The following is a 21,701-nucleotide window of genomic DNA, read 5'->3' on the forward strand; positions in this document are numbered from 1 at the left end:
CCACCGCCAAGGCCCTGGTCCCGAAGAAGCGCGTCTTCATCTCCATTTGCCCCCAGCCATGGCCCCGGCCGGTCCGGTCCCTGGCGGTGGGAGCGGGGCGGTGAGCGCCCGCATCGGGCGCTGGCTGCGCCGTCTGCTCCCGGGCAACAGGCGCACCCACCTGAATGCCGCCCTGGAGGAGAGCCATGCCCGTCTGGAGGCATTGAAGCGGGAATCCGAGGCCCGGGAACGCAGTCTGCGTGCCACCCTGGAGGCCCTTCAAGAGAGCGAGCGGCGCCTCCAGGAGAATGAACGCCAGTTGGAGTTGTTCTTCTCCCAGTCCCTGGAGGGCTTCTTCTTCTTCATGCTGGACGAACCGGTGTTCTGGCAGGGGGCTTCCGACAAGGAGGCCCTTCTGGACTACGTCTTTGCCCATCAGCGCGTCACCAAGGTGAATCAGGCCCTGTTGGATCAATACGGGGCCACCGAGGCGGAGTTTATGGGGCTGACCCCCGATGATCTCTTTGCGGATGAACCGGACCAGGGGCGTGCGGTCATGCGCGAACTCTTCGAACGGGGGCGCCTGCACGTGGAGACCCGGGAGCGGCGCCTGGATGGCAGCCCCATCCTCATCGAGGGGGACTACATCTGCCTGTATGACGACCAGGGCCGCATCACCGGGCATTTCGGGGTGCAGCACGACATCACCGAGCGGCGCCGTTCGGAGGAGATCCTGCAGCAGCGGGAGACCCTGTTCCGCGGCCTGTTCGAACTCTCCCCCGTGGGCATGGCCATGAACGACCTGGAGACCGGGGCCTTCCTGGATTTCAACTCGGCCCTGCTGGAGCCCTCGGGGTACACGGCGAAGGAGTTCAGGGCGCTGAGCTACTGGGACCTGACCCCCGAGTGTTATTTCCCCCAGGAACAAGAACAACTGCGCCAGCTCCAGGAGACCGGACGCTACGGTCCCTTTGAGAAGGAGTACATCCGCAAGGATGGCAGCCGCTATCCCGTGCTGCTCAACGGCTTCATCATGACCGATCCCGCCACCGGGAAGGTGGTGGTCTGGTCCGTGATCCAGGACATCTCCGAGCGCAAGCGTGCCGAGCAGGAGATGCGCCAGGCCAAGGAGACCGCGGAACAGGCCAATCAGGCCAAGAGCGAGTTCCTGGCCAACATGAGCCACGAGATCCGCACCCCCCTGACCGCAGTCATCGGCATGAGCGAGCGCCTGCTGGAGACGGACCTGACCCCGGCGCAGCGGGATCTGACGGGCAAGATCCACGGCTCCTCGCGCCTATTGCTGGGGATCCTCAATGACATCCTCGATTACTCCAGGATCGAGGCCAACCGCCTGGAGCTGGAACCCCATCCCTTCCCGCTCCAGGACCTGCTGGACCAGCTCAAGACCCTCTTCAGTACCGAGGCGGAACGCAAGGGACTGGAGCTGATCTTCCGCGTCGCCCCCTGCGTCCCCGGCCGCTGGTTCGCCGATTCCCTGCGCCTGGGCCAGATCCTCACCAACCTGATCGGCAATGCCATCAAGTTCACCGAAGCGGGCCACGTGCTGGTGGAGATCGACTGCCTGGAAGAGGAGGGGGGCCCGGGGGGCCATCGCCATCTCCATTTCGAGGTGACGGACACGGGCATGGGGATGTCCCCGGAACAGGTGGCGCGTCTGTTCCGGGCCTTCTCCCAGGCGGACACCTCCACCACGCGGCGCTATGGCGGCAGCGGCCTGGGGCTGGTGATCAGCCGCCGGCTGGTGGAGGCCATGGGCGGGCGCCTGGAACTGGAATCGACCCCCGGGCTGGGAAGCCGCTTCTTCTTTGATTTGACCCTGCGGGCGGAGGCGGGGGAGGAGCCCCCGTTGCAGGGGATCCCGGGAGGCCATGTACTGGTGGCGGACGATCACGCCATGGCCCGGCTGGTGCTGCGGGATCTTTTGGAGAGCGCCCGTTTCCGGGTGGCCGAGGCCGAAAGCGGCAGGGAGGCCGTGGATCGGGTGGAGGCCGCGGCCCGTGCGGGCCGGCCCTTCGATTTCGTCCTTCTGGACTGGCGCATGCCCGGGGAGATGGACGGGCTGCAGGCCCTGAAACATCTGAGGCAGCGTTACCGCAGGGGGGCGCTGCCGGGCAAGCCCCCGCATATGCTCATGGTCAGCGCCCATGCCCGGGAGGAACTGCCGGAGGCCCTGCGGGGGGAGGTGGGATTTCTCAGCAAGCCCGTCACTGCCTCCGGATTGTTCGATGCCCTCATGGAGATCACCGGCGGCATGGACCCCGCCCGCACGGGTATGGAACCGGGACGGATCCCGGATCTGTCGGGCCGGTCCATCCTGGTGGCCGAGGACAACGCCCTCAACCGCGAGGTGGTGGCGCATCTGCTGGAGCGCACCGGGGTCGGCTTCACCCTGGTGCACGACGGGGCCCAGGCCGTGGAAGAGGTGGAAAAGGGACGGTTCGATCTGGTGCTCATGGACCTGCAGATGCCGGTGATGGACGGCTTCGAGGCCACCCGCCGCATCCGGGTGGGGCATCCGGACCTGCCGGTGATCGCCCTCTCCGCCGCCGTGATGGCCTCCCACCGGGAGCAGGCCCGGGCGGCGGGGATCGACGCCCACCTGGGCAAGCCTATCGACACCCCGGTGTTCTATGACACCCTGCGCCAATGGGTGCCGCCGCGAAAGGAGACCGATGCCCCTGAAGCCCGCCGGACGGGGAGGGTGCCGACGCCATCGCCATCCGATGTGCTGCCCGACCACCTGGAGGGGTTTGACCTTGCCCGGGGGCTGCGCCTGGCCGACCGGGATCCGGTCTTTCAGCGGACCCTGCTGCGTCGGTTTGCGTTGCAGCTTTCCAGTGAATTCGCCCACCTTGGAGAGGCGTTACGGCATGGGTCTCCGGAGGATGCCGCATTGCGGCGCCGGGTCCATACCTTGAAGGGGCTGGCGGGCACGGTGGGTGCGGTGGACATCGCCCATATCGCCACCAACGCGGATGCGCGACTGCGCACCGGGAAAGCGGTGGAGGCTGCCACCTGCGCCGCGCTGGGGCAGGCGATTCAGGATGCCCGCACGACCCTGGAGGGGCTGGAACTTGCGCCTCCGGCGGCAGTGGGCCAGGGCATTGCCACATCGGAGGGAGCTCAGGGCAGGGACGTCCTGGTGGAACTGGCCCGGGCCCTGCAGCACCAGGAATGGGTGGAGGAGGGGACGCTGGCCGGCGTCGTGCGCCATCTGGAGCATGATCTGGGAGAGGGGGCAGCCAGTGATCTTACCCAGGCCGTGACGGCATTCGAGCATGATCGCGCCCTGGGGCTGCTACAGGATCTGGCGCAACGGGCCGGGGTGGATCTGGGCTGATCCCCCGGATTCAATCCTCCGCTGCCATCACCCGATTGCGCCCCGCGGCCTTGGCGCGGTAGAGGGCCCGATCCGCCGCCTGCAGCAGATCGGCCGGGCTGTGCAGCCCTTCCCGGGGCAGGCCGGATGCCAGGGTCGCGCAGCCCAGGCTGAGGGTGACCTGGCGGCGATCGCAGGCGGCATGGGGGATCTGCTGGGTCTCCACCCCTTGGCGTAGTCGTTCCGCCACCTCATAGCCCCCCGGGGCGTCGGTCTCCGGGAGCAGGGCGACGAATTCCTCGCCGCCGTAGCGGGCCAGCAGGTCCCCGGGGCGCTGCAGCTGGGCGTGCAGGGCCCGGGCCACGCGGCACAGTCCGTCGTCCCCGGCGCCATGGCCGTAGTGGTCGTTGTACTGCTTGAAATGGTCGATATCCATGAGGATCAGGGTCAGGTCATGTCCCTTCCGCAGGGCCCGCGCCCATGCCTCCGCCAAGCGTTCGTCGAACAGGCGGCGGTTGGCCACGTTGGTGAGGCTGTCGCGCATGGAGTATTGCTCCAGCAGGTCGCTCTTCACCTTCAGGCGCATGTGGTTGCGCACCCGGGCACGCACCACGGCGGGTCGGAAGGGCTTGGAGATGTAATCCACCGCCCCCAGGGTGAGGCCCCTTTCCTCATCCTCGGGATCGTTTCGGGCGGTGATGAACAGGACCGGGATGCCCACGGTACGGGGATGGGACTTCAGCCGCCGGCAGACCTCGTATCCGTCGATACCCGGCATCTCCACGTCCAGCAGGATCAAATCCGGCGGGTCTTCCCCCTGGGCGATCTCCAGCGCCCTTTCCCCGCCCGTGGCCACGCGCACCCGGTAGTCGTCCTTGATGAGCCGGGCCAGGACCTGGATGCTGTCCGGCTGGTCGTCCACGATGAGCACGGTACGCTGGGCGAGGCTGTCGGGCATGGGGGTGGGTACTCGGCTTGGCATGGCCTGCATGGTGGGGCCTTTCGCTTCAGGATGCATTGATTTCCCAGGATTGTGCCCTCATCCGTCTGTCTCCCGCGATCGCCTTTGGCTATGATAGGCCAACAAACCAGAAAGGGGAGGCCACCATGCAGGCTGGGGCGGATCGGTCCGGGGTGCGGCAGATGGAAACCGTGTGGATCCCCATGCCGGATGGCTGCCGGCTGGCCGCTCGTATCTGGTTGCCTGCCGATGCCATGGAGCACCCGGTGCCGGCGATCCTGGAGTACATCCCCTATCGTACACGCGACCACAAGGCCCTGCGGGATGCCGAGATCCACGGCTTCTTCGCCGCCCACGGCTATGCCGGGGTGCGCGTGGACCTGCGCGGCAGCGGGAACTCCGAGGGTATCCTGCGGGATGAGTACCTGCAGCAGGAATTGGACGACGGCCTGGAGATCCTGCGCTGGCTCGCCGCCCAGCCCTGGTGTTCCGGCAGGGTGGGGCTGTTCGGGCTCTCCTGGGGTGGGTTCAACGGCCTGCAACTGGCGGCCCTGCAGCCGCCGGAGTTGGGGGCCGTGGTGTCGGTGTGCTCCTCCGATGACCGTTACGCCGACGATGTGCACTACATGGGGGGATGTCTGCTCACCGACAACCTGTCCTGGGCCTCCACCATGTTCGGCTTCAACAGCTGCCCGCCGGACCCACAGGTGGTGGGGGAGCGCTGGCGCGAGATGTGGCGGGAGCGGCTGGAAGGCAGCGGCCTGTGGATCCACAAGTGGCTGCAACACCAGCGCAGGGATGACTACTGGCGCCACGCCTCGGTGTGTGAGGACTACGATGCCATCCGCGTGCCGGTGATGGCGGTGAGCGGCTGGGCCGACGGGTATTCCAACACCGTGTTTCGCCTGATGCGGCATCTGAAGGTGCCCCGCCGCGGGCTGGTGGGCCCGTGGGGGCACAAATACCCCCATATGGGCGGGCCGGGGCCCAGCATCGACTTCCTCGGGGAATGCCTGCGCTGGTGGGACCATTGGCTCAAGGGCATCGACCGGGGGGTGGAGGCGGACCCCATGTTGCAGGTGTGGATGCACGACCGGCGCGATCCGCTGCTGCCGGACATCAGCGGCCAGTGGGTGGCGGAGCCGCAATGGCCCAGCCCGGCAGTGCATCCCAGGGGGTATCGTCTGGCCCGGGGGCGTCTCCTGCCGGAGCAGGGGGAGACGCCCCCGGATGCGGAGGAGCTCACCATCCAGAGCCCCCTGAGCGTGGGTCTGTTCGCCGGCAAGTGGTGCTCCTATGCCGAGACCACGGATCTGCCTTCGGATCAGCGTCTGGAGGACGGCGGTGCCCTGGTGTTCGACACCCCGCCCCTGGAGAAGGACCTGCAGATGCTGGGGGCACCGGAGGTGGAACTGGAACTGGCCGCCGACAAGCCGGTGGCCCAGGTGGCGGTGCGGCTGTCGGACCTGGCCCCGGACGACCGGGCCACGCGGGTGACCTTCGGCATCCTCAACCTCACCCACCGGGAAGGTCATGAGACCCCCAGGGAACTGGAGCTCGGACAGCGCTACCGGGTGCGGGTACGCATGAACGAGGTGGCGCAGCGCTTCCGCGCCGGGCACCGCATCCGCCTGTCGGTGTCCAGTTCCTACTGGCCCCTGGCCTGGCCAGCACCGGAACCGGTGCGATTGAGCCTGTACACCGGCGGCTGCCGCCTGACGCTGCCGTGTCGCGGCGCGGGGGACCAGGACGCCAACTTGCGGGACCTGGGGCAGTCGCGCCGCGCCCCCACCCCGGAACACACCCTGCTGGCCCCGGCCCACCGGGAATGGAAGGTGGTGCACAACCTGGCCACGAACCAGGTGGCCCTGGAGGTGGTCAACAACGATCCCACGCTGCGCCTGGAGGACATCCAGCTGACCTTCGGCCGCCGGGTGCGGGAGCGCTACAGCTACAGCAACGAGCGGTACGACACCCTGCGCGGGGAGGTGGTGCACGAACGGGACTTTTCCCGGGGGGACTGGTCGGTGTATACCATCACCCGCACGGTACTCAGCTCCACCCGTTCCCATTTCAGCATCCGCGCCACCCTGGACGCCTACGAAGGGGATGTGCGCGTGTTCGCCAGGACCTGGGACGAGTCCGTCCCCCGGGACGGGATCTGATCTCGTTCTTCCGATTCGCCTCTACCTCGATCCAAGGAATCCCGGATGGCCAAGAAAAACGTCTTCATCATCGGTCTGGACGCCTTCAACCGTGAAAAGCTGGAGCGTCTGCCCCAGGCCCGGGAATGCGCCTTCCACGCGGCGCTGGATATCAGCGATATCCGCAATGTGGACCAGTACGACATCCAGCACCTGATCGACAAGGCCACCCGCACCATGGAGGCCTTCGATGGCCCCGTGGATGCCGTGGCCAGCTACTACGACTTCCCCGGCACCGTGCTGGTCCCCATCCTGGCGGCCCGTTTCGGGGTGCCCGGCCCCAGCCTGGAGGCGGTGCTCAAGTGTGAGCACAAGTACTGGAGCCGTCTGGAGCAACGCAAGGTGATCCCGGAGCACATCCCCCAATTCCGGGCCTTCGATCCCTTCGATGACGAGGCCTATGGCCATATCGGTCTGCTGCCCCCCTTCTGGATCAAGCCCATCAAGTCCTTCCGTTCCTTCCTGGCCTTCCATATCAACGACGAGCGCCAGTTCCGCGCGGTGATGCCCCTGTGCCGCGAGAAGGTGGGCTTCATGGGGGAGCCCTTCCGCTACCTGATGGAACGGTTCGGTGCCCCGCCGGAGATCGCCGGCATGCCCGAGAGCTTCGTTGCGGAGACCCCCATCGGCGGCTGGCAGTGCACCCTGGAGGGATACAGCTACGACGGGCGGGTGCATGTCTACGGTGTGGTGGACTCGGTACGTGAGCAGGACAGCTCCTCCTTCGCCCGCTACGAATATCCCTCCTCGCTGCCCCTGGAGATCCAGCACCGCATGATGGATGTGGTGCGCTCGGCGATACAGCAGATCGGGCTGGACAACGCCCCCTTCAATGCCGAGTTCTTCTATGACCAGACCTCCGACCAGGTGTGGCTCCTGGAGATCAACCCACGGGTGTCCCAGGCCCATACGGACATCTTCGAGAAGGTGCATGGCCTCTCCCATCTCTCGGTGATGGTGGATCTGGCCCTGGGGCGCAAGCCCAAACCCATGGAACGCAAGGGACCCTTCAACGTGGCCGGACACTTCATGCTGCGTACCGTGGAGAGCGGGCGCGTGTTGCGCGTGCCGAGCCAGGCGGCCATCGACCGCCTTCGCCAGCGCCAGCCGGGCACCGTGGTGAAGATCCCGGTGCAGCCGGGCCAGCACCTGCGGGAACTCCAGGGACAGGATATGTACAGCTTCGAGATCGCCAATGTCTTCATCGGTGGACGCGACCAGGCGGAGATGCTGGACCGCTACGACGAGGCCCTGGCGGTGCTGCAGTTCGACATCGAGAAGGATACCGATCCCGTGATCACCTGACCCCCGGCGCCCGGGACCTCGCCTGGCGGCCCCCGCCGGGCGTTGCTACCATGCCGCCATCCCCACTGGAGTCCTTGCCCATGTCCCTTCGTCTTTCGTCCCTTGTGGCCTGCCTGGCCCTCATCTCCACCCTGCAGGCCGCCGACACCCGTCCTAACCTGAACCCCGGTCAGTGGACCTTCGACAACGTCAGCCGCATGGAGGGCAGCGCCGCCTTCCCCGAGCAGCGCAACACCTCCAGTGAGTGCATCACCGAAGCGGATCTGGACAAGGGCCGGGAATTTCTCGGGGTGGAGGAGAACTGCGAGATCCGCTCCATGGACCTGACCGCCTCCCGCGCCCGCTATGATCTGCTCTGCACCCAGGAGGGGATGGAGGTGGAGATGCAGGCGGAGATGCAGTTTTCCGGGGACACCCTGGAGGGGCAGGCCAATGCCACCATGCAGACCCCCATCGGCCCCATGCGCATGCGCACCGAGATCAGCGGCCGCCGCACCGGTCCCTGTGACTGATGCCGGGGATGGTGCCCGCGCTGCTGGTGCTGCTCCTCTGCCAGCTGGCGGGGGAGGTGCTGGTGGCCGCCCTGGGGCTGCCGTTCCCCGGCCCCGTGGTGGGCATGATGCTGCTGTTCGCGGGCCTTTTGGCCCGCGGCGGGGTCCCTGACGCCCTCCGGCGGGTGTGCGACGGATTGCTGCGCCATCTGGCCCTGCTGTTCGTGCCCGCCGGGGTGGGGCTGATGGTGCATTTCGATCGCGTCCTGCAGGATGCCTGGCCCCTGCTCACGGGGCTTTTGGTGAGCACCGCCCTGGCCCTGGGGGTGACCCTGGGGACGTTGAACCTCCTCATCCGCGGCGCGGGGCGTACAGGCCGGGATGGCTGAGGGGGTCACCGACATCTGGGCCTTCCTGGCCGCGAGCCCGCTGCTGTGGCTCTCCCTGACCCTGCTGGCCTTTCAGGCCGGCCTCTGGCTCCAACGCCGCCTGGGGGGCAGCCCGGTGCTGCATCCGGTGCTGCTGGCCATGGTGGGGCTCATCGCCCTGCTGTTGCTCACCGGCACCGACTACGAGACCTATTTCGAGGGGGCCCAGTTCATCCATTTCCTGCTGGGACCCGCCACCGTGGCCCTGGCCATCCCCCTCTATGATCACCGCCGCCAGATCCGCGCCCTGCTGCTGCCCCTGCTCACCGCCGGCGTGGCCGGGGCGGGCACCGCCGCCGTCAGCGCGGTGGCAGTGGCCCAACTCCTGGGGGCGGATCCCCGCACCCTGGCCTCCCTGGCCCCCAAGTCGGTGACCACGCCCATCGCCATGGGGGTGTCGGAGAAGCTGGGGGGGTTGCCGTCCCTCACCGCCGCCCTGGTGCTGCTCACCGGGGCACTGGGCTGCCTGCTGGCGCCTGTGCTCATCCGTCTCATGGGCATCCGGGACGACCGGGTGAAGGGCTTCGCCCTGGGGGTGACCGCCCACGGCTTTGGCACCGCCCAGGCCTTTGGTATCAGCGCCACGGCCGGGGCCTTCGCCGGCCTGGGCCTGAGCCTGGCCGGGATCCTCACCGCCTTCCTGCTGCCCCTGGCGCGCCCCCTGCTGCCGGGCCTGGGTCTCTGAGAGGTTGTGCCCATGGATAGGGACTGGCGTAGAATCCCGACCATGCGGAACGAAGACGATATCCAGCATTTCAGACAACGCCTGGAGGCCAACCCCGCCGTGACCCGGTGCATCCACTGTGCGGAGAAGGCGGAGGGTTGACCCCGTCAGGGACCGATCCACACCTCCCGGGTATCGCGGCAGGTCTCCCGGAAGTCGTCGAAGCGGGCGCATTCCGTGCGCACGAATCCACCCTGTCCGGGGCGGTATTCGCACCGGGTCTCGAAGTGGCAACTGCCGGAGAAGTCGTCCCAGTGCTGGCATTCCTCGACGCATTCCACGCCGCCGGCCCGGTGGATGCGGCGCTGGAACAGGCAATCGTCACGGAAATCGTCCCAGTGCTGGCATTCGCTGAGCACCACCGGCTGTTCCGATCCCCGCGGCCGCTCGCACCATACCTGCACATCCCCCCGCCGCCATTGTTCCCCCTCCTGCAGGAAGATGGTCTCCGCCTGCAGGGGCAGGGCGGTGAGGGCGCAGCACAGGGCGAGGGGCAGGGTGCGAAGGTTCACGGGAGGCTCCTGGGAAACGGCCTGGGAGAAATCAGATTGCCACCCGCCCGGCACATGGGCAAGCGCTTGCGCTCCTCGCTGCACGGGGCCGGCGCAGGCGCCGCCGTTCCGTTGGGTATGGGCCATGGGGGCGCTGCCCCGAAGGAGAAGAGAGGGTGAGGGCATCGGCGGGCGGGACGGGACGGGACTGGCGGCAGGCCCTGGGGGTCTACCGCCATCCCCGGGTCATCGGCATGCTCTTTCTGGGCTTCTCCGCCGGGCTGCCCCTGCTGCTGGTGGGGGGCACCTTCACCGCCTGGCTGCGGGACCTGGGGGTGGAGCTGGCGGCCATCGGTTTTCTCAGCTGGGTGGGCATGGCTCACTCGGTGAAGGTCTTCTGGGCGCCGGTGGTGGATCGGCTGCCCCTGCCGCTGCTCAGCCGAATCTTGGGACGGCGCCGTGCCTGGATGTTCCTGGCCCAGGGGGCCATCGGCCTGTCCCTGCTGGGGCTGGCCTTTACCGATCCCGTGGACCATCTGGGGTGGGTGGCGGCGTGGGCCGTGCTGGCCGCCTTCGGCTCCGCCACCCAGGACATCGCCGTGGATGCCTACCGCATCGAGGCGGTGAGCCGGGACCGCCAGGGGGCCATGGCCGCCAGTTATATCCTGGGCTACCGCGTGGCCCTGCTGGTGGCCGGGGCGGGGGCGCTGCACCTGGCGGCGGTGGGGGACTGGACCCTGGCCTATGCCGCCATGGCCGCCCTCATGGGGGTGGGCCTGGCCACCACGTTGATCGTGCGGGAGCCGGAAGGCGATGTGGACCGGCGCACCTGGCAGACGGAGCAGCGGGTGGTGGACTACCTGGCCCGCACCCGCAGCCAGGGCTGGCGGCGGGATCTGGCGGCCTGGTTCATCGGTGCGGTGGTGTGCCCCTTCGCCGACTTTATCCGCCGCTACGGGCGCATGGCCCTGGTGATCCTGGTCTTCATCGGGATCTTTCGCATCAGCGACATCTTCATGGGGGTGATGGCCAATCCCTTCTATCTGGACCTGGGCTTCACCAAGGGCCAGATCGCCAACGTGGCCGCCGCCTTCGGCCTGGCCATGACCCTGCTGGGGGCCGGCCTGGGGGGGGTGCTGGTGGCCCGCTTTGGCATCATGCCCATGCTCCTCCTCACGGCCTTCATGGCCCCGCTCACCAACCTTGCCTTCTCCTGGCTCGCCCTGCTGGGGCCGCAGATGGGGGGGCTGGTGCTGGCCATCGTCGCCGACAACATCACCGGCGGCCTGGCGGTGGCGGTGTTCATCGCCTATCTCTCCATCCTCACCAACACCGCCTATACCGCCACCCAGTACGCCCTGTTCAGCTCCCTCATGACCCTTCCGGGCCAGTTCCTGGCGGGCTTCACGGGCCTGCTGGTGGAGGCGGTGGGTTGGTCCTGGTTCTTCGTCACCTCCGCCCTGGCGGGCCTGCCCGCCATCGCCCTGGCCTTCGTCCTCGCCCGCAGGGCCAACCCCGACCACGCCCCGCGGCCGGAGATCAAGGAAGATGGTGACTAGACAGATAAAGGTCTATAATAAGCCCTAAATATGGCTCTTTTTTGGGTAAGGTGATGCGTCAGGTTCTGGCAGATTATTCCGTAAGTATTTCAGAATTGAAGAAAAATCCATCCTCTGTGCTGTCCAAGGCCAATGGTTCGCCCATTGCGGTTCTGAACCACAACAAGCCAGCCGCATACCTGATCCCGGCGGAACTTTACGAGGTGATGATGGACAGGATTGAAGACGACGAACTCGCCAGCATCGTCGAGGAACGACTCGGGGACAAGGGGCAGGCCGTGCCGGTGTCACTGGATGACCTATAGGCTCAAGTTTCTACCCATTGCCCTGAAGGAATGGGAGAAGCTGAGGGAGCCGATAAAAACCCAGTTCAAGAAAAAACTGGCGGCAAGGCTTGAAAACCCGTAACTACTCAGCCCCCGCCCCAGCCATTCGCAGCACCTCGAAGGGGTTTTGACCTTGCAGCTTGCTGGTTTCCCAGACGGAGCGGATGATGCAGAAGGCCTGACTTCCGCCCATGGCCCGGAAGCCGCCGATGACCTTGAGCTTGACCTTGATGGGCCGGACCATGCGTTCGGCGTGGTTGTTGCTGAAGGGGACGCGCCAGTCCGTGAGGAAACGCCAGATGGCCGTGCGGTGGTCCCGCAGTCGCATGAGCAGGTTGGTGGAGGGGTGTTGTCGGCTTCGTCGATGACTGCCGGGTTTTGGGAGTTTGACCGGGTGGGCCTTCAGTCCCTGGTGCAGGTGGCGGTCATAGGCGTGCAGGAAGGTGGCGATCTGGTCTTCCGGTAAACGGATCTTCCCTTGGGCGCGGGCCTGAACCACGGCCTGCTGGGCCGAAATCAGGGTCTCGCGCAACTGGCGGGGCCAGTCATATCCGGTCAGCGCTTCGCTGTAGTTCAGTTCGCGCAGGTGATGGGCATTGCACAGGACATGCTGGCACTTTGTGTAGCGCCAATAGGGGGACCAATGGTCATGGACCGCAACGCCCTGGAAATGCGGCAGAATACCGGCCGCCTCCATGGCCTCATGCCCACGCCGGGCATGGACGGTGTAGTGCACCGCCTCCGTCGTGGCGGCTACATGCAGCCAGTGCAGCCGGCCCCGAACCCGCAGGCCACTCTCGTCGAAGTGGGCCACGTCGGACCGGCGGATCTGTTCCCTTGCCGCTTCATAGGCCGGGGTCAGGGCCGTGGCCATCTCCTGGATCCAGTTCTGCAGTGTGCCCACCGAAGGCGCCACGCCGTACTGGTCCCTCAGGATCTGGCAGGTCCGCTCCAAGGCCACGAAGTGCCCCTGGTTCAGACCCACGGCATAGGCCTTCAGGCGCGGACCATGGCTCACGTTGGGCGTCACACCCGCAGGAAATATCCCCGCATGGCGTCGGCCACAGCGACAGGTCACCTGCATCTGCCGGTATTCGGTTACCACCCGACGGGGCATTGGAATCTCGATCTGCTGACGACGTTCCTTCACCCGAGCCGGCAGGGCCTCCAGGACCCCACCACAGGAGCAGGTGCCCTGGGGATGCAGCACCTCCACCCGGTCCGGTTGATCCACCATCTGCCGGGTGGACCCCTTGTGCCCCTTCTGTCCGCCACTGGACCGCTTGCCCTTCTGCCGTGGCTGCGCCGGACCCTTGCGCAGACCATCCGAAGACGGCGGCTTGCTGGAGTTCCGGCTGGTCTTGGCCACTTGCTTCTCCAACTCCGCCACCCGGGCCGTAAGTGCCTCCAGGGCATCGAACAGCTGCATGATCAGCTGATCCTTCTGCTCCGAAGTCATGCGGTTGAGCTCTTCCTGGGTGGGGCGTTGCAGCTTCATGAAGGGAGCATAGCCATACAGGGGTGGGTGCGCCACCCTGTGAGCCAGGGGTGGCCTGAGTAGTTACGAAAACCCTAGGGTGCCGACGGATCGGTTAAGCGGATATGAATCCGTCTACAAGATCAAACTCCGGGCCGTTGGTTATCGTCTGGTGTATGAGGTGGTGGATGACACGCTGATCGTGTATGTCCTGGCGGTCGGGAAGCGGGGCAAGGGCAGGATCTATGCCTTACTCAAGGGTCGACTCTAGTTGATGTACAGCAATCCGACTGGGGTGGGCCCGCTGTAATCGTTGAGATGGCTTCAAATACCGGTCCAGGCCCCTTTGGCCTTTCGGCCCGGATCGTGGACAATACCGGACTTTCCCTGTCCGGTATCCGCCATGCCCAACCCCTGCCCGTACCCTCATCGCCCATGACCCCTACCGTCCTGTATCTGCTGGTGCCGGGCCTGTGGCGACGGGTGCCGGAATGGTGCGCCTCCTACGGTGGCGTGGGGCGGGCGCCGGGGCTGGAATGGCTCCGGGGCCGGGGGGCGGTCTCGTCCTCCCCGGACCAGGCCGTGGAGACCCAGCTGTGCCGCCGCTTCGGCCTGGAGGCGGGGACGCCCGCCGCCCCCTTTCTGCGCCTGGCCTTGGGCGCCGATCCGGGGAGGGAGGCCTGGGCCTGCGCCGACCCGGTGCATCTGCAGGTGGGGCCGGAGGATCTGGTGCTCACCGATGCCTCCCGTCTGCGGCTGTCGGCCGGGGAGGCCGCGGATCTGGTGGGGGAGTTGAACGCCCATCTCGGGGATTCCATCGGCGGCTTCGAGGCCCTGACCCCGGATCACTGGCAGCTGCGCCTGCAAACGTCCGCCCCCCTGGACAGCGCCCCCCTGTCCCAGGCCACGGGGGGGCGCATCCAGCGCCTGCTGCCCGGGGGCGGTGAGCGGGCCGATCATGCATGGGTGCGCCTGCTTACGGAGATCCAGATGGTGCTGGATGCGTCCCGGGTGAACCGGGAGCGGGGACAGCGGGGGCTGCCGGCGGTGAACAGCCTCTGGCTCTGGGGGGCCGGTGTGCTGCCTGCCCCCCCCATGGCCCCCCCCCTGGCGGCGGCCTTCGGCGATGCACCACTGCTGCAGGGGCTGTGCCGGTGGAGCGGGGTGACCTTGCAGCCGTTGCCGGAGGATGCCGATGCCCTGTGGGCGGCCCTGGAGGCCCGCTCCCGCCGGGGCCCCGTGCTGGTGCTGCTGGACCCGCTGCAGAGGGAGGCCGCCTACGACGATATCGAGGCCTGGATGGCCACCCTGGAGGGGCTGGACCGGACCTGGTTCGCCCCCCTGCGCGCCCGCCTGCGCCGGGGGGTATTGAAGGAACTGCAGGTGCATGCCGACGACCAGGGGCTGCGCCTGGATCGCGGGGCTGCGTGGCGCCTCTGGCGCCGTCCCCGCCCGCTGTGCGAGGGGGGGGTATGAAGGCCCGGCGGCGCCTGGTGCGGCTGGCCCACAGCCCGGCGGATGCGGATGTGCTCACCCGGGTCTATGCCCACCGTGGCATCACGGACCCGGCCCAGGTGGATCATGGCCTGGGCGGCCTGCCGCCCCATACCGCGCTCTCGGGGATCGATGCGGCCACGGCGCTGCTGGAGACGGCCCTGTGGGAGGCGTGGTCCATCCTGGTGGTGGGGGACTTCGATGCCGACGGCGCCACCAGCACCGCCCTGGCCCTGCGGGCCCTGGGGGCCATGGGGGCCTCGCGCCTGGACTACCTGGTGCCCAACCGCTTCGATTATGGCTACGGACTCACCCCGGAGATCGTGGCGGTGGCCGCCGACCGGGCACCGGACCTGATCATCACCGTGGACAACGGCATCGCCAGCATCGAGGGGGTACGGGCGGCCCGGGACCGGGGGATCCGGGTGCTGGTCACCGATCATCACCTGCCCGGGGAGCACCTGCCGGAGGCGGATGCCCTGGTGGACCCCAACCTGCCCGGCGATCCCTTCCCCGCCAAGTCCCTGGCGGGGGTGGGGGTGATCTTTTATGTCCTGGCGGCCCTGCGGGCGCGCCTGCGGGCGGGCGGCTGGTTCAGGCAAAGGGGATTACCGGAGCCGGTCATGGGCGATCTCCTGGACCTGGTGGCCCTGGGCACGGTGGCGGATGTGGTCCCCCTGGAGCGCACCAATCGCATCCTGGTGGAGCAGGGGTTGCGGCGCATCCGTGCCGGCAGGGCCGTGCCGGGTATCCGGGTCCTGCTGGAGGTGGCGGGACGCAACCCGCAGCGGGTGGTGGCCGCGGACCTGGGGTTCGCGGCCGGTCCCCGCCTCAACGCCGCCGGGCGTATGGACGACATGTCCCTGGGCATCGAGTGCCTGCTGACCGACGACGCCAACCGGGCCCGAGAACTGGCCCGCGCCCTGGACGATCTCAACCGGGAACGCCGGGAGGTGGAACAGCAGATGCAGGCCGAGGCCCTGGAGGGGCTGGAGGCCTTGCTCCAAGGCGGCCTGGACCGGGAGACCTGGCACGGGCTGTGTGTGCATGAACCCCACTGGCATCAGGGGGTCATCGGCATCGTGGCCTCGCGCCTCAAGGAGCGGCTGCACCGGCCGGTGATCGCCTTCGCCCCGGGTGAGGAGGGGACGCTCAAGGGCTCCGCCCGCTCCATCCCCGGGTTGCACATGCGCGACGCCCTGGCGGCCATCGACGCCGCCCATCCGGGCCTCATCACCCGCTTCGGCGGTCATGCCATGGCGGCGGGGCTGAGCCTGCCGGCGGACCGGTTGGAGACCTTCCGCCATCGGTTCGATGACCACGTGCGCCGGACCCTGAAACCGGCGGACCTGGAGGGGTTGATCCAGAGCGACGGCCCCCTGGCGGAGCACGAACTGAACCTGGAGACCGCCGAGGCCCTGCGCGCCGCCGGCCCCTGGGGGCAGGGCTTTCCGGAGCCCCTGTTCGACGGGGAGTTCCAGGTGCTGGAACGCCGGCTGCTGGCGGGGCGTCATCTGCGCCTGCGCCTGCGGCCCCGGGGCGGCCGCACGGAGATCGGCGGCATCGCCTTTCATATCGATCCCCAGGACTGGCCGGAGGATCGGGACAGGGTGCATCTGGCCTACCGCCTGGATGCCAACGAGTTCCGCGGGGCCTGCAGCGCGCAACTGGTAGTGGAGCATGTGCTGGACCCGGACCGGGTCTGAGCCATCCCCCATCCCCAACGGATACAACCACAAGGGAAGCGACCCATCATGGCCAATGCCACCGCGAAAGCCGCGCCCGAGGAAGGGCCGGTCCTCCAGGTCCGGGATCTGCGACGCGCCTATGAGGAGGGGGGGCGCCGGCGCGTGGTCCTGGACGGTATCGACGCCCGCGTGGAGCGGGGGGAGATCGTCGCCCTGCTGGGACGCTCCGGCTCGGGCAAGTCCACTTTGCTGAATCTGCTGGCGGGGATCGACCGCCCCGACGGCGGCGAGATCCGGGTGGAGGGGCAGCGACTGGACCGCATGGGGGAGCGGGAGCGTACCCTGTTCCGCCGCCGCCGCGTGGGCTTCATCTACCAGTTCTTCAATCTGGTGCCCACCCTCACCGTGGCGGAGAACATCGCCCTGCCCCTGGAACTCAACGATGTCCCGGCCCGGGAACGGCGCAGTCGCGTGGAGGACCTGCTGGGACAGGTGGGCCTGCCCGGCCGGGGCGGGGCCTTTCCCGATGCCCTCTCCGGGGGCGAGCAACAGCGGGTGGCCATCGCCCGGGCCATCGCCCACGAGCCGGCGCTGCTGCTGGCGGATGAACCCACGGGGAACCTGGATGCCGACACCGGGGCCCGTATCATCGCCCTGCTCAGGGACCTGGCCCGGCGCCAGGGCCGTACCCTGGTGATGGTGACCCACAGCCGCGAGGTGGCGGCGGTGGCCGACCGGGTGTGGACCCTGTGCGAGGGCCGCCTGGACCACGGGGATGTGCATCCATGAGCAGCCTGTTCCTGGCCCTGCTGCGGGATCACCGGCGCCATCCCTGGAACGTGCTGCTGTCCATCCTCGGCGTCGCCCTGGGGGTGGCCGTGGTGGTGGGGGTGGATCTGGCCAATTCCAGCGCCTCCCGGGCCTTCGAACTGTCCCTGGACGCGGTCTCCGGGCACGCCACCCACCAGGTGCTGGGCGGCCCGGCGGGGCTGGACGAGGCCGTCTACACCCGCCTGCGCCTGGCCGGGGTGCGGGACAGCGCCCCGGTGGTGGAGGGGCATGTACAGATCCGGGGCGAGACCCTGACCCTGCTGGGGCTGGATCCCTTCGCCGAGGCCCCCTTTCGCAGCTACGCCGCCGGACTGCAAGGCGGCGGCATGACCGGCCTGATCACCTCCGACGATGGCGTGGCCCTGAGCCGACGGGCCGCCCACCGCCTGGGTCTGGAGGCAGGGGAGGACTTCACCCTGGAGGTGCTCGGGGAGCGGCAGCGGGTGACCCTGGAGACCGTCCTGGACCACGACGATCCCGCCCTGGACGGCATCCTGGTGGCGGACATCGCCCATGCCCAGGGGCTCCTGGATCGGGTGGGCCGCCTGGACCGCATCGACCTGATCCTGAAGGACCGGGCGGCGGTGCAGCGGGTGCGGGCCCTGTTGCCCCCGGGGGCCGACCTGGTGCGCACCGAGGGGCGCAATGAGGCCACGCTGCAACTGGCCCGGGCCTTTCAGGTGAACCTGGCGGCCATGAGCCTGCTGGCCCTGCTGGTGGGGGGCTTTCTCGTCTACAACACCATGATCTTCTCCGTGCTGCGCCGCCGGCGTCTGCTGGCCATGCTGCGCATGCAGGGCATGACCGGCGGCGAACTGGGCCGCCGGGTGATGGCGGAGGCCCTGGTGGTGGGCCTGGTGGGTACGCTGCTGGGGCTGCTGGCGGGGACGTTCATCGGCCGCTTCCTGCTGCAGATGGTGACCCGCACCATCTCGGATATGTATTTCGTCCTGAGCGTCACCGGTCTGGCCCTGTCCCCCTGGGTGCTGCTCAAGGGGCTGGCCCTGGGGCTCGGGGCCACCGCCGTGGCGGCCCTGGGGCCCGCCTGGGAGGCGGCCCGGGTCTCCCCCCGGGATGCCCTGAGCCGCTCCCACCTGGAGCACCGGGTGGGACGTCTGATCCCGTGGCTGGGACTGGCGGGGGTGGGGCTCATGGTCCTGGGCCTGGCCCTGATCCTGTGGCCCAGCCGCAGCCTGGTGCTGGGGTTCGTGGCTCTGTTTACCCTCATCCTGGGCTACGCCCTGCTGGTGCCGCCGGGGCTCATGGCCCTCTCCCGGGGGCTGGCCCCGGTCATGGGGGGGGTGTTCGGGGCCATGGGCCGCATGGCGGCGCGGGGGGTGAGCGCCGGGCTGAGCCGTTCCGCCCTGGCGGTGGCCGCCCTGGCGGTGGCCGTCTCCGCCACCATCGGCGTGGGCGTGATGGTATCCAGCTTTCGCACCACCGTGGATGACTGGCTGGGCCAGACCTTGCAGGGGGATGTCTATGTCAGCGCCCCGGGGCGCTCCAGCCTGGGCCTGAACCCGCTGCTGCCGGATGCGGCCCGGCCCCGGCTGCAGGCCCTGGAGGCGGTGCAGGCCGTGAGCACGGCCCGCCGCGTGCCCGTGCAGTCGCCCCGGGGCACCCTGGAACTCATGGCGGTGGATCCGGCCCCCCGCACCCCCGAGGGTTACCGCTTCCGCTCCGGGGAGCGGCGCGCCGCCTGGGAGGCCCTGGCGCGGCGGGATGCGGTGATCGTCTCCGAACCTTTGGCCTGGCGCCTGCAACTGCACACGGGGGATCGCCTCACCCTGCGCACCGACCGGGGGCTGCGGGACTTCGAGATCGTGGGGGTGGTGCAGGAATACGGCTCCGACCGGGGGCTGGTGACGATCCACCGGGACCGCTATGACCGCTACTGGGACGATCCCGGCGTGGCCTCCCTGGCCCTGTTCCTGGACCCGGGGATCCCCCGGGCGCGCGCCCTGGCGGACGTGCGCGAGGCCGTCGCCGGCCTGGATGACCCCGTGCTGGTCACCCCCACCGGGGAGATCCGGGAGGAGGCCATGGCGGTGTTCGACCGCACCTTCGCCATCACCCATGTGCTGCGCCTGCTCACCGTGGGGGTGGCCTTCGTCGGGGTGCTGAGTGCCCTCATGGCCCTGCAGCTGGAGCGGGCCCGGGAGCATGCCGTGCTGCGGGCCACCGGCGTCACGCCCCGGGAACTGGGGGCGATGGTGGCGCTGCAAAGCGTCTTGCTGGGTCTGGCGGCGGGGCTGTTCGCCATCCCCCTGGGGCTTTTGATGTCCGATGTGCTCATCGATGTCATCAACCGCCGCTCCTTTGGCTGGAGCATGGCCCACAGCGTCCCCTGGGGGGTGCTGGCCGACGGCCTGTGGCTGGCGGTGGCGGCGGCCCTGCTGGCCGGGGCCTATCCCGGGTACCGCATGAGCCGGGCCCGGCCCGCCGAACATCTGAGGGAGGAATAGGCCATGTCCGGGCGTACTGGCCGCGAGTGGATCCGGCGCATCCTGCTGCCGTTGCTGATCCTGGTTGTGGCGGGCTGCGAAGGCCCGGAACCGGCCCCAGGGGAGGGGGAGCGCCTGCAGGTGTCCCGGGCCCTGAGCGGGGATGACCTGTCGGGCTATGCCCGGGCCGTGGAACCCCGCAGCTTCCGCTTTCCCCAGGATCACGGGGCCCATCCCGACTATCGCAACGAATGGTGGTATGTCACCGGCAATCTGGAGGACGAGACCGGGCGCCGCTTCGGCTACCAGCTCACCTTCTTCCGCTTCGCCCTGGCCCCAGAAGCCCCGTCCTCCCCCTCCGCCTGGGCCACGAACCAGGGCTGGATGGCGCACCTGGCGGTGACCGATGTGGCGGGGGCGGGGCACCGGGCCTTCGAGCGCTTCTCCCGGGGCGCCGCGGGGCTGGCGGGGGCGGGGCTGGGCCCCTTCCGGGTCTGGCTGGATGACTGGCGCCTGGAGGCGGTCGCCGGCAACGGCTTCCCCTGGCGGCTGCGGGCCGGGGCGGGGGCGGTGGCGTTGGATCTGCGCCTGGATGCCCTCAAGCCCGTAGTGCTGCAGGGGGAGGCAGGCCTGAGCCAAAAATCCGGGCGCCCGGGGAATGCCTCCTATTATTACTCCATTACCCGCATGCAGACCGAGGGCAGGCTCACCCTGAACGACAAGGAATACCGCGTATCCGGCCTGTCCTGGATGGATCGGGAGTGGAGCACCAGCGCCCTGGGGAAGGATCAGGTGGGCTGGGACTGGTTCTCCCTGCAGCTGGCCGATGGCCACGATGTGATGCTCTACCGCATGCGCCTGGAGGACGGGGGCGTGGACCCGGTGAGCCACGGGCTGTGGGTGGATCCCCGGGGCGGCTACCGACCCATCCCCCGGGAGGGCTACCGGGTGCGGGTGCTGGACACCTGGACCGCCCCCTCCGGGGCCGTGTATCCCGTGGCCTGGCGGGTGCATCTGCTGGGGCAGGATCGCACCCTGGAGGTGCGCGCCGTGCGTCCCGACCAGGAGATGGACCTGACGGTGCGCTATTGGGAGGGTGCCGTGGATGTCTTCGAGGACGGCCGCCCCGCGGGGCGGGGTTTCGTGGAGCTGACCGGCTACGATCCCCAGGGACGGGATGTGCAGACCGATGCCCATGGGCCATCATGAACCCCCATCCCGCACCGAAAGGAGACCGGCGATGACGCAGAGTAGAGAGACGCAAGAGGCGATCCCGTTGCGCCCCCTCAGGTTGTGGGACGCCCCCACGCGTCTGTTCCACTGGGCGCTGCCGGTGCTGCTGGCGGCCCTGTGGTATACGGCCCGGGACATCACCACCCTGGGTTGGCACATGCAACTGGGCTATGTCCTGCTGACCCTGTTGCTGTTTCGCATCGCCTGGGGGTTTTGGGGCAGCCGCAGCGCCCGCTTCTCGGACTTCGTCCAGGGACCCGGCAGCGTGGCCCGCTACGCGGCGGACCTGGCCCGGGGGCGCATGCATCGCAGCTTCGGCCACAACCCCCTGGGGGGATGGTCGGTGCTGCTCATGTTGGGCCTGCTCCTGGTGCAGACGCTCACCGGGCTCTTCGCCGATGACGAGATCTTCACCCAGGGGCCCCTGGCCGGTTGGGTCTCCGGGGACACCCGGGCCTGGCTCACCGGGGTCCATAAGGCCAATTTCAATCTGATCCTGGCCCTGGTGGCGGTGCACGTGGTGGCCGTGGTGCTGCACGGGGTACTCAAGGGGGACGACCTGGTGCGGCCCATGATCACCGGGCGCAAGCCCATGCCCGCGGATCGCGGCGTGGAGGAGGTGCGTTTCGTCGGTCCGTTGCACGCCCTGGCGCTGCTGGCCCTGTGTGCCGTACTGGTCTGGGCCCTGGTGGTCCTGGCCCCCTGAGGGGCCAGGCGCTGATG

At 68.6% G+C, this 21,701-nt stretch carries 19 protein-coding genes; 16 read left to right on the forward strand and 3 right to left on the reverse strand.

The window, feature by feature from the left end:
• The first annotated feature begins 100 nt into the window (after positions 1-100).
• Positions 101-3,343 carry a hybrid sensor histidine kinase/response regulator gene (locus tag BM214_RS02295; protein WP_177217556.1) on the forward strand — a complete coding sequence of 1,081 codons (3,243 nt, stop codon included), beginning with the start codon at positions 101-103 and terminating at the stop codon, positions 3,341-3,343.
• 10 nt (positions 3,344-3,353) lie between these two features.
• Here the strand turns inward: BM214_RS02295 and BM214_RS02300 are convergent, their stop codons facing one another.
• On the reverse strand, positions 3,354-4,280 hold the full coding sequence (locus BM214_RS02300; protein ID WP_090483581.1) for a diguanylate cyclase: 927 nt from the start codon (positions 4,278-4,280) through the stop codon (positions 3,354-3,356).
• Positions 4,281-4,465: 185 nt separating this feature from the next.
• Between BM214_RS02300 and BM214_RS02305 the strand changes: the two genes are divergently transcribed.
• From BM214_RS02305 to BM214_RS12360, 6 genes are all read left to right on the forward strand, one after another.
• The gene (locus tag BM214_RS02305; protein ID WP_425319146.1) at positions 4,466-6,448 is read left to right on the forward strand and encodes a CocE/NonD family hydrolase; all 1,983 of its coding nucleotides are present in this window, start codon (positions 4,466-4,468) and stop codon (positions 6,446-6,448) included.
• A 45-nt stretch (positions 6,449-6,493) separates the two neighbouring features.
• Positions 6,494-7,792, forward strand: coding sequence for an ATP-grasp domain-containing protein (locus BM214_RS02310; protein ID WP_090483583.1), 1,299 nt, complete (start codon positions 6,494-6,496; stop codon positions 7,790-7,792).
• Between the two features lie 80 nt (positions 7,793-7,872).
• On the forward strand, positions 7,873-8,304 hold the full coding sequence (locus BM214_RS02315) for a DUF3617 domain-containing protein (RefSeq protein WP_177217557.1): 432 nt from the start codon (positions 7,873-7,875) through the stop codon (positions 8,302-8,304).
• Positions 8,305-8,312: 8 nt separating this feature from the next.
• Positions 8,313-8,672, forward strand: coding sequence for a CidA/LrgA family protein (locus BM214_RS02320; protein ID WP_090483585.1), 360 nt, complete (start codon positions 8,313-8,315; stop codon positions 8,670-8,672).
• Positions 8,665-9,396, forward strand: a complete 732-nt coding sequence (locus BM214_RS02325) for an LrgB family protein (protein WP_090483586.1) — start codon at positions 8,665-8,667, stop codon at positions 9,394-9,396. Before BM214_RS02320 ends, BM214_RS02325 begins: the two co-directional genes overlap by 8 nt.
• Positions 9,397-9,438: 42 nt before the next feature.
• A complete protein-coding gene (locus BM214_RS12360; protein WP_177217558.1) occupies positions 9,439-9,537 on the forward strand; it encodes a TraR/DksA C4-type zinc finger protein in 99 nt (32 codons plus the stop codon).
• A gap of 5 nt (positions 9,538-9,542) precedes the next feature.
• Here the strand turns inward: BM214_RS12360 and BM214_RS02330 are convergent, their stop codons facing one another.
• Positions 9,543-9,947, reverse strand: a complete 405-nt coding sequence (locus tag BM214_RS02330) for a hypothetical protein (protein ID WP_090483587.1) — start codon at positions 9,945-9,947, stop codon at positions 9,543-9,545.
• Between the two features lie 155 nt (positions 9,948-10,102).
• On the opposite strand from BM214_RS02330, the gene BM214_RS02335 reads away from it, so the two are divergent.
• Both BM214_RS02335 and BM214_RS02340 read left to right on the forward strand, forming a co-directional pair.
• Positions 10,103-11,485, forward strand: coding sequence for an AmpG family muropeptide MFS transporter (locus BM214_RS02335; protein ID WP_425319147.1), 1,383 nt, complete (start codon positions 10,103-10,105; stop codon positions 11,483-11,485).
• Between the two features lie 53 nt (positions 11,486-11,538).
• A complete protein-coding gene (locus BM214_RS02340; RefSeq protein ID WP_090483588.1) occupies positions 11,539-11,790 on the forward strand; it encodes a type II toxin-antitoxin system prevent-host-death family antitoxin in 252 nt (83 codons plus the stop codon).
• A gap of 103 nt (positions 11,791-11,893) precedes the next feature.
• Here BM214_RS02340 and tnpC read toward each other — a convergent pair whose 3' ends face one another.
• On the reverse strand, positions 11,894-13,309 hold the full coding sequence (gene tnpC / locus BM214_RS02350) for an IS66 family transposase (RefSeq protein ID WP_218149028.1): 1,416 nt from the start codon (positions 13,307-13,309) through the stop codon (positions 11,894-11,896).
• A 79-nt stretch (positions 13,310-13,388) separates the two neighbouring features.
• Between tnpC and BM214_RS02355 the strand changes: the two genes are divergently transcribed.
• From BM214_RS02355 to BM214_RS02385, 7 genes are all read left to right on the forward strand, one after another.
• Positions 13,389-13,559, forward strand: coding sequence for a type II toxin-antitoxin system RelE family toxin (locus BM214_RS02355; RefSeq protein ID WP_244887814.1), 171 nt, complete (start codon positions 13,389-13,391; stop codon positions 13,557-13,559).
• A 164-nt stretch (positions 13,560-13,723) separates the two neighbouring features.
• Entirely contained in the window at positions 13,724-14,764 is a 1,041-nt protein-coding gene (locus BM214_RS02360; RefSeq protein WP_090483590.1) for a hypothetical protein, read from the forward strand.
• Positions 14,761-16,488, forward strand: a complete 1,728-nt coding sequence (recJ, locus tag BM214_RS02365) for a single-stranded-DNA-specific exonuclease RecJ (RefSeq protein WP_090483591.1) — start codon at positions 14,761-14,763, stop codon at positions 16,486-16,488. Before BM214_RS02360 ends, recJ begins: the two co-directional genes overlap by 4 nt.
• A 48-nt stretch (positions 16,489-16,536) precedes the next feature.
• Complete coding sequence (locus BM214_RS02370) at positions 16,537-17,259, forward strand: ABC transporter ATP-binding protein (RefSeq protein WP_090483592.1); 723 nt, start codon at positions 16,537-16,539, stop codon at positions 17,257-17,259.
• Positions 17,256-19,766 (forward strand): ABC transporter permease, encoded by a 2,511-nt coding sequence (locus BM214_RS02375; protein ID WP_090483593.1) that lies wholly within the window; start codon positions 17,256-17,258, stop codon positions 19,764-19,766. The genes BM214_RS02370 and BM214_RS02375 overlap by 4 nt, the downstream gene beginning before the upstream one ends.
• Positions 19,767-19,769: 3 nt before the next feature.
• Positions 19,770-20,954, forward strand: coding sequence for a lipocalin-like domain-containing protein (locus BM214_RS02380; RefSeq protein WP_090483594.1), 1,185 nt, complete (start codon positions 19,770-19,772; stop codon positions 20,952-20,954).
• A 31-nt stretch (positions 20,955-20,985) separates the two neighbouring features.
• Entirely contained in the window at positions 20,986-21,684 is a 699-nt protein-coding gene (locus BM214_RS02385) for a cytochrome b/b6 domain-containing protein (protein ID WP_090483595.1), read from the forward strand.
• The last annotated feature ends 17 nt before the right edge of the window (positions 21,685-21,701 follow it).

The organism is Ectothiorhodospira mobilis (assembly GCF_900114895.1).
Lineage (GTDB): Bacteria > Pseudomonadota > Gammaproteobacteria > Ectothiorhodospirales > Ectothiorhodospiraceae > Ectothiorhodospira > Ectothiorhodospira mobilis_A.

Excerpts from the sequence above, each read along its gene's own strand:
- BM214_RS02300 (WP_090483581.1), bottom strand. The coding sequence starts at position 4,280 with ATGCCCGACAGCCTCGCCCAGCGTACCGTGCTCATCGTGGACGACCAG.
- BM214_RS02305 (WP_425319146.1), top strand. The coding sequence starts at position 4,466 with ATGGAAACCGTGTGGATCCCCATGCCGGATGGCTGCCGGCTGGCCGCT.
- BM214_RS02310 (WP_090483583.1), top strand. The coding sequence starts at position 6,494 with ATGGCCAAGAAAAACGTCTTCATCATCGGTCTGGACGCCTTCAACCGT.
- BM214_RS02315 (WP_177217557.1), top strand. The coding sequence starts at position 7,873 with ATGTCCCTTCGTCTTTCGTCCCTTGTGGCCTGCCTGGCCCTCATCTCC.
- BM214_RS02320 (WP_090483585.1), top strand. The coding sequence starts at position 8,313 with ATGGTGCCCGCGCTGCTGGTGCTGCTCCTCTGCCAGCTGGCGGGGGAG.
- BM214_RS02325 (WP_090483586.1), top strand. The coding sequence starts at position 8,665 with ATGGCTGAGGGGGTCACCGACATCTGGGCCTTCCTGGCCGCGAGCCCG.
- BM214_RS12360 (WP_177217558.1), top strand. The coding sequence starts at position 9,439 with ATGCGGAACGAAGACGATATCCAGCATTTCAGACAACGCCTGGAGGCC.
- BM214_RS02340 (WP_090483588.1), top strand. The coding sequence starts at position 11,539 with ATGCGTCAGGTTCTGGCAGATTATTCCGTAAGTATTTCAGAATTGAAG.
- tnpC (WP_218149028.1), bottom strand. The coding sequence starts at position 13,309 with ATGAAGCTGCAACGCCCCACCCAGGAAGAGCTCAACCGCATGACTTCG.
- BM214_RS02360 (WP_090483590.1), top strand. The coding sequence starts at position 13,724 with ATGACCCCTACCGTCCTGTATCTGCTGGTGCCGGGCCTGTGGCGACGG.
- recJ (WP_090483591.1), top strand. The coding sequence starts at position 14,761 with ATGAAGGCCCGGCGGCGCCTGGTGCGGCTGGCCCACAGCCCGGCGGAT.
- BM214_RS02370 (WP_090483592.1), top strand. The coding sequence starts at position 16,537 with ATGGCCAATGCCACCGCGAAAGCCGCGCCCGAGGAAGGGCCGGTCCTC.
- BM214_RS02375 (WP_090483593.1), top strand. The coding sequence starts at position 17,256 with ATGAGCAGCCTGTTCCTGGCCCTGCTGCGGGATCACCGGCGCCATCCC.
- BM214_RS02380 (WP_090483594.1), top strand. The coding sequence starts at position 19,770 with ATGTCCGGGCGTACTGGCCGCGAGTGGATCCGGCGCATCCTGCTGCCG.
- BM214_RS02385 (WP_090483595.1), top strand. The coding sequence starts at position 20,986 with ATGACGCAGAGTAGAGAGACGCAAGAGGCGATCCCGTTGCGCCCCCTC.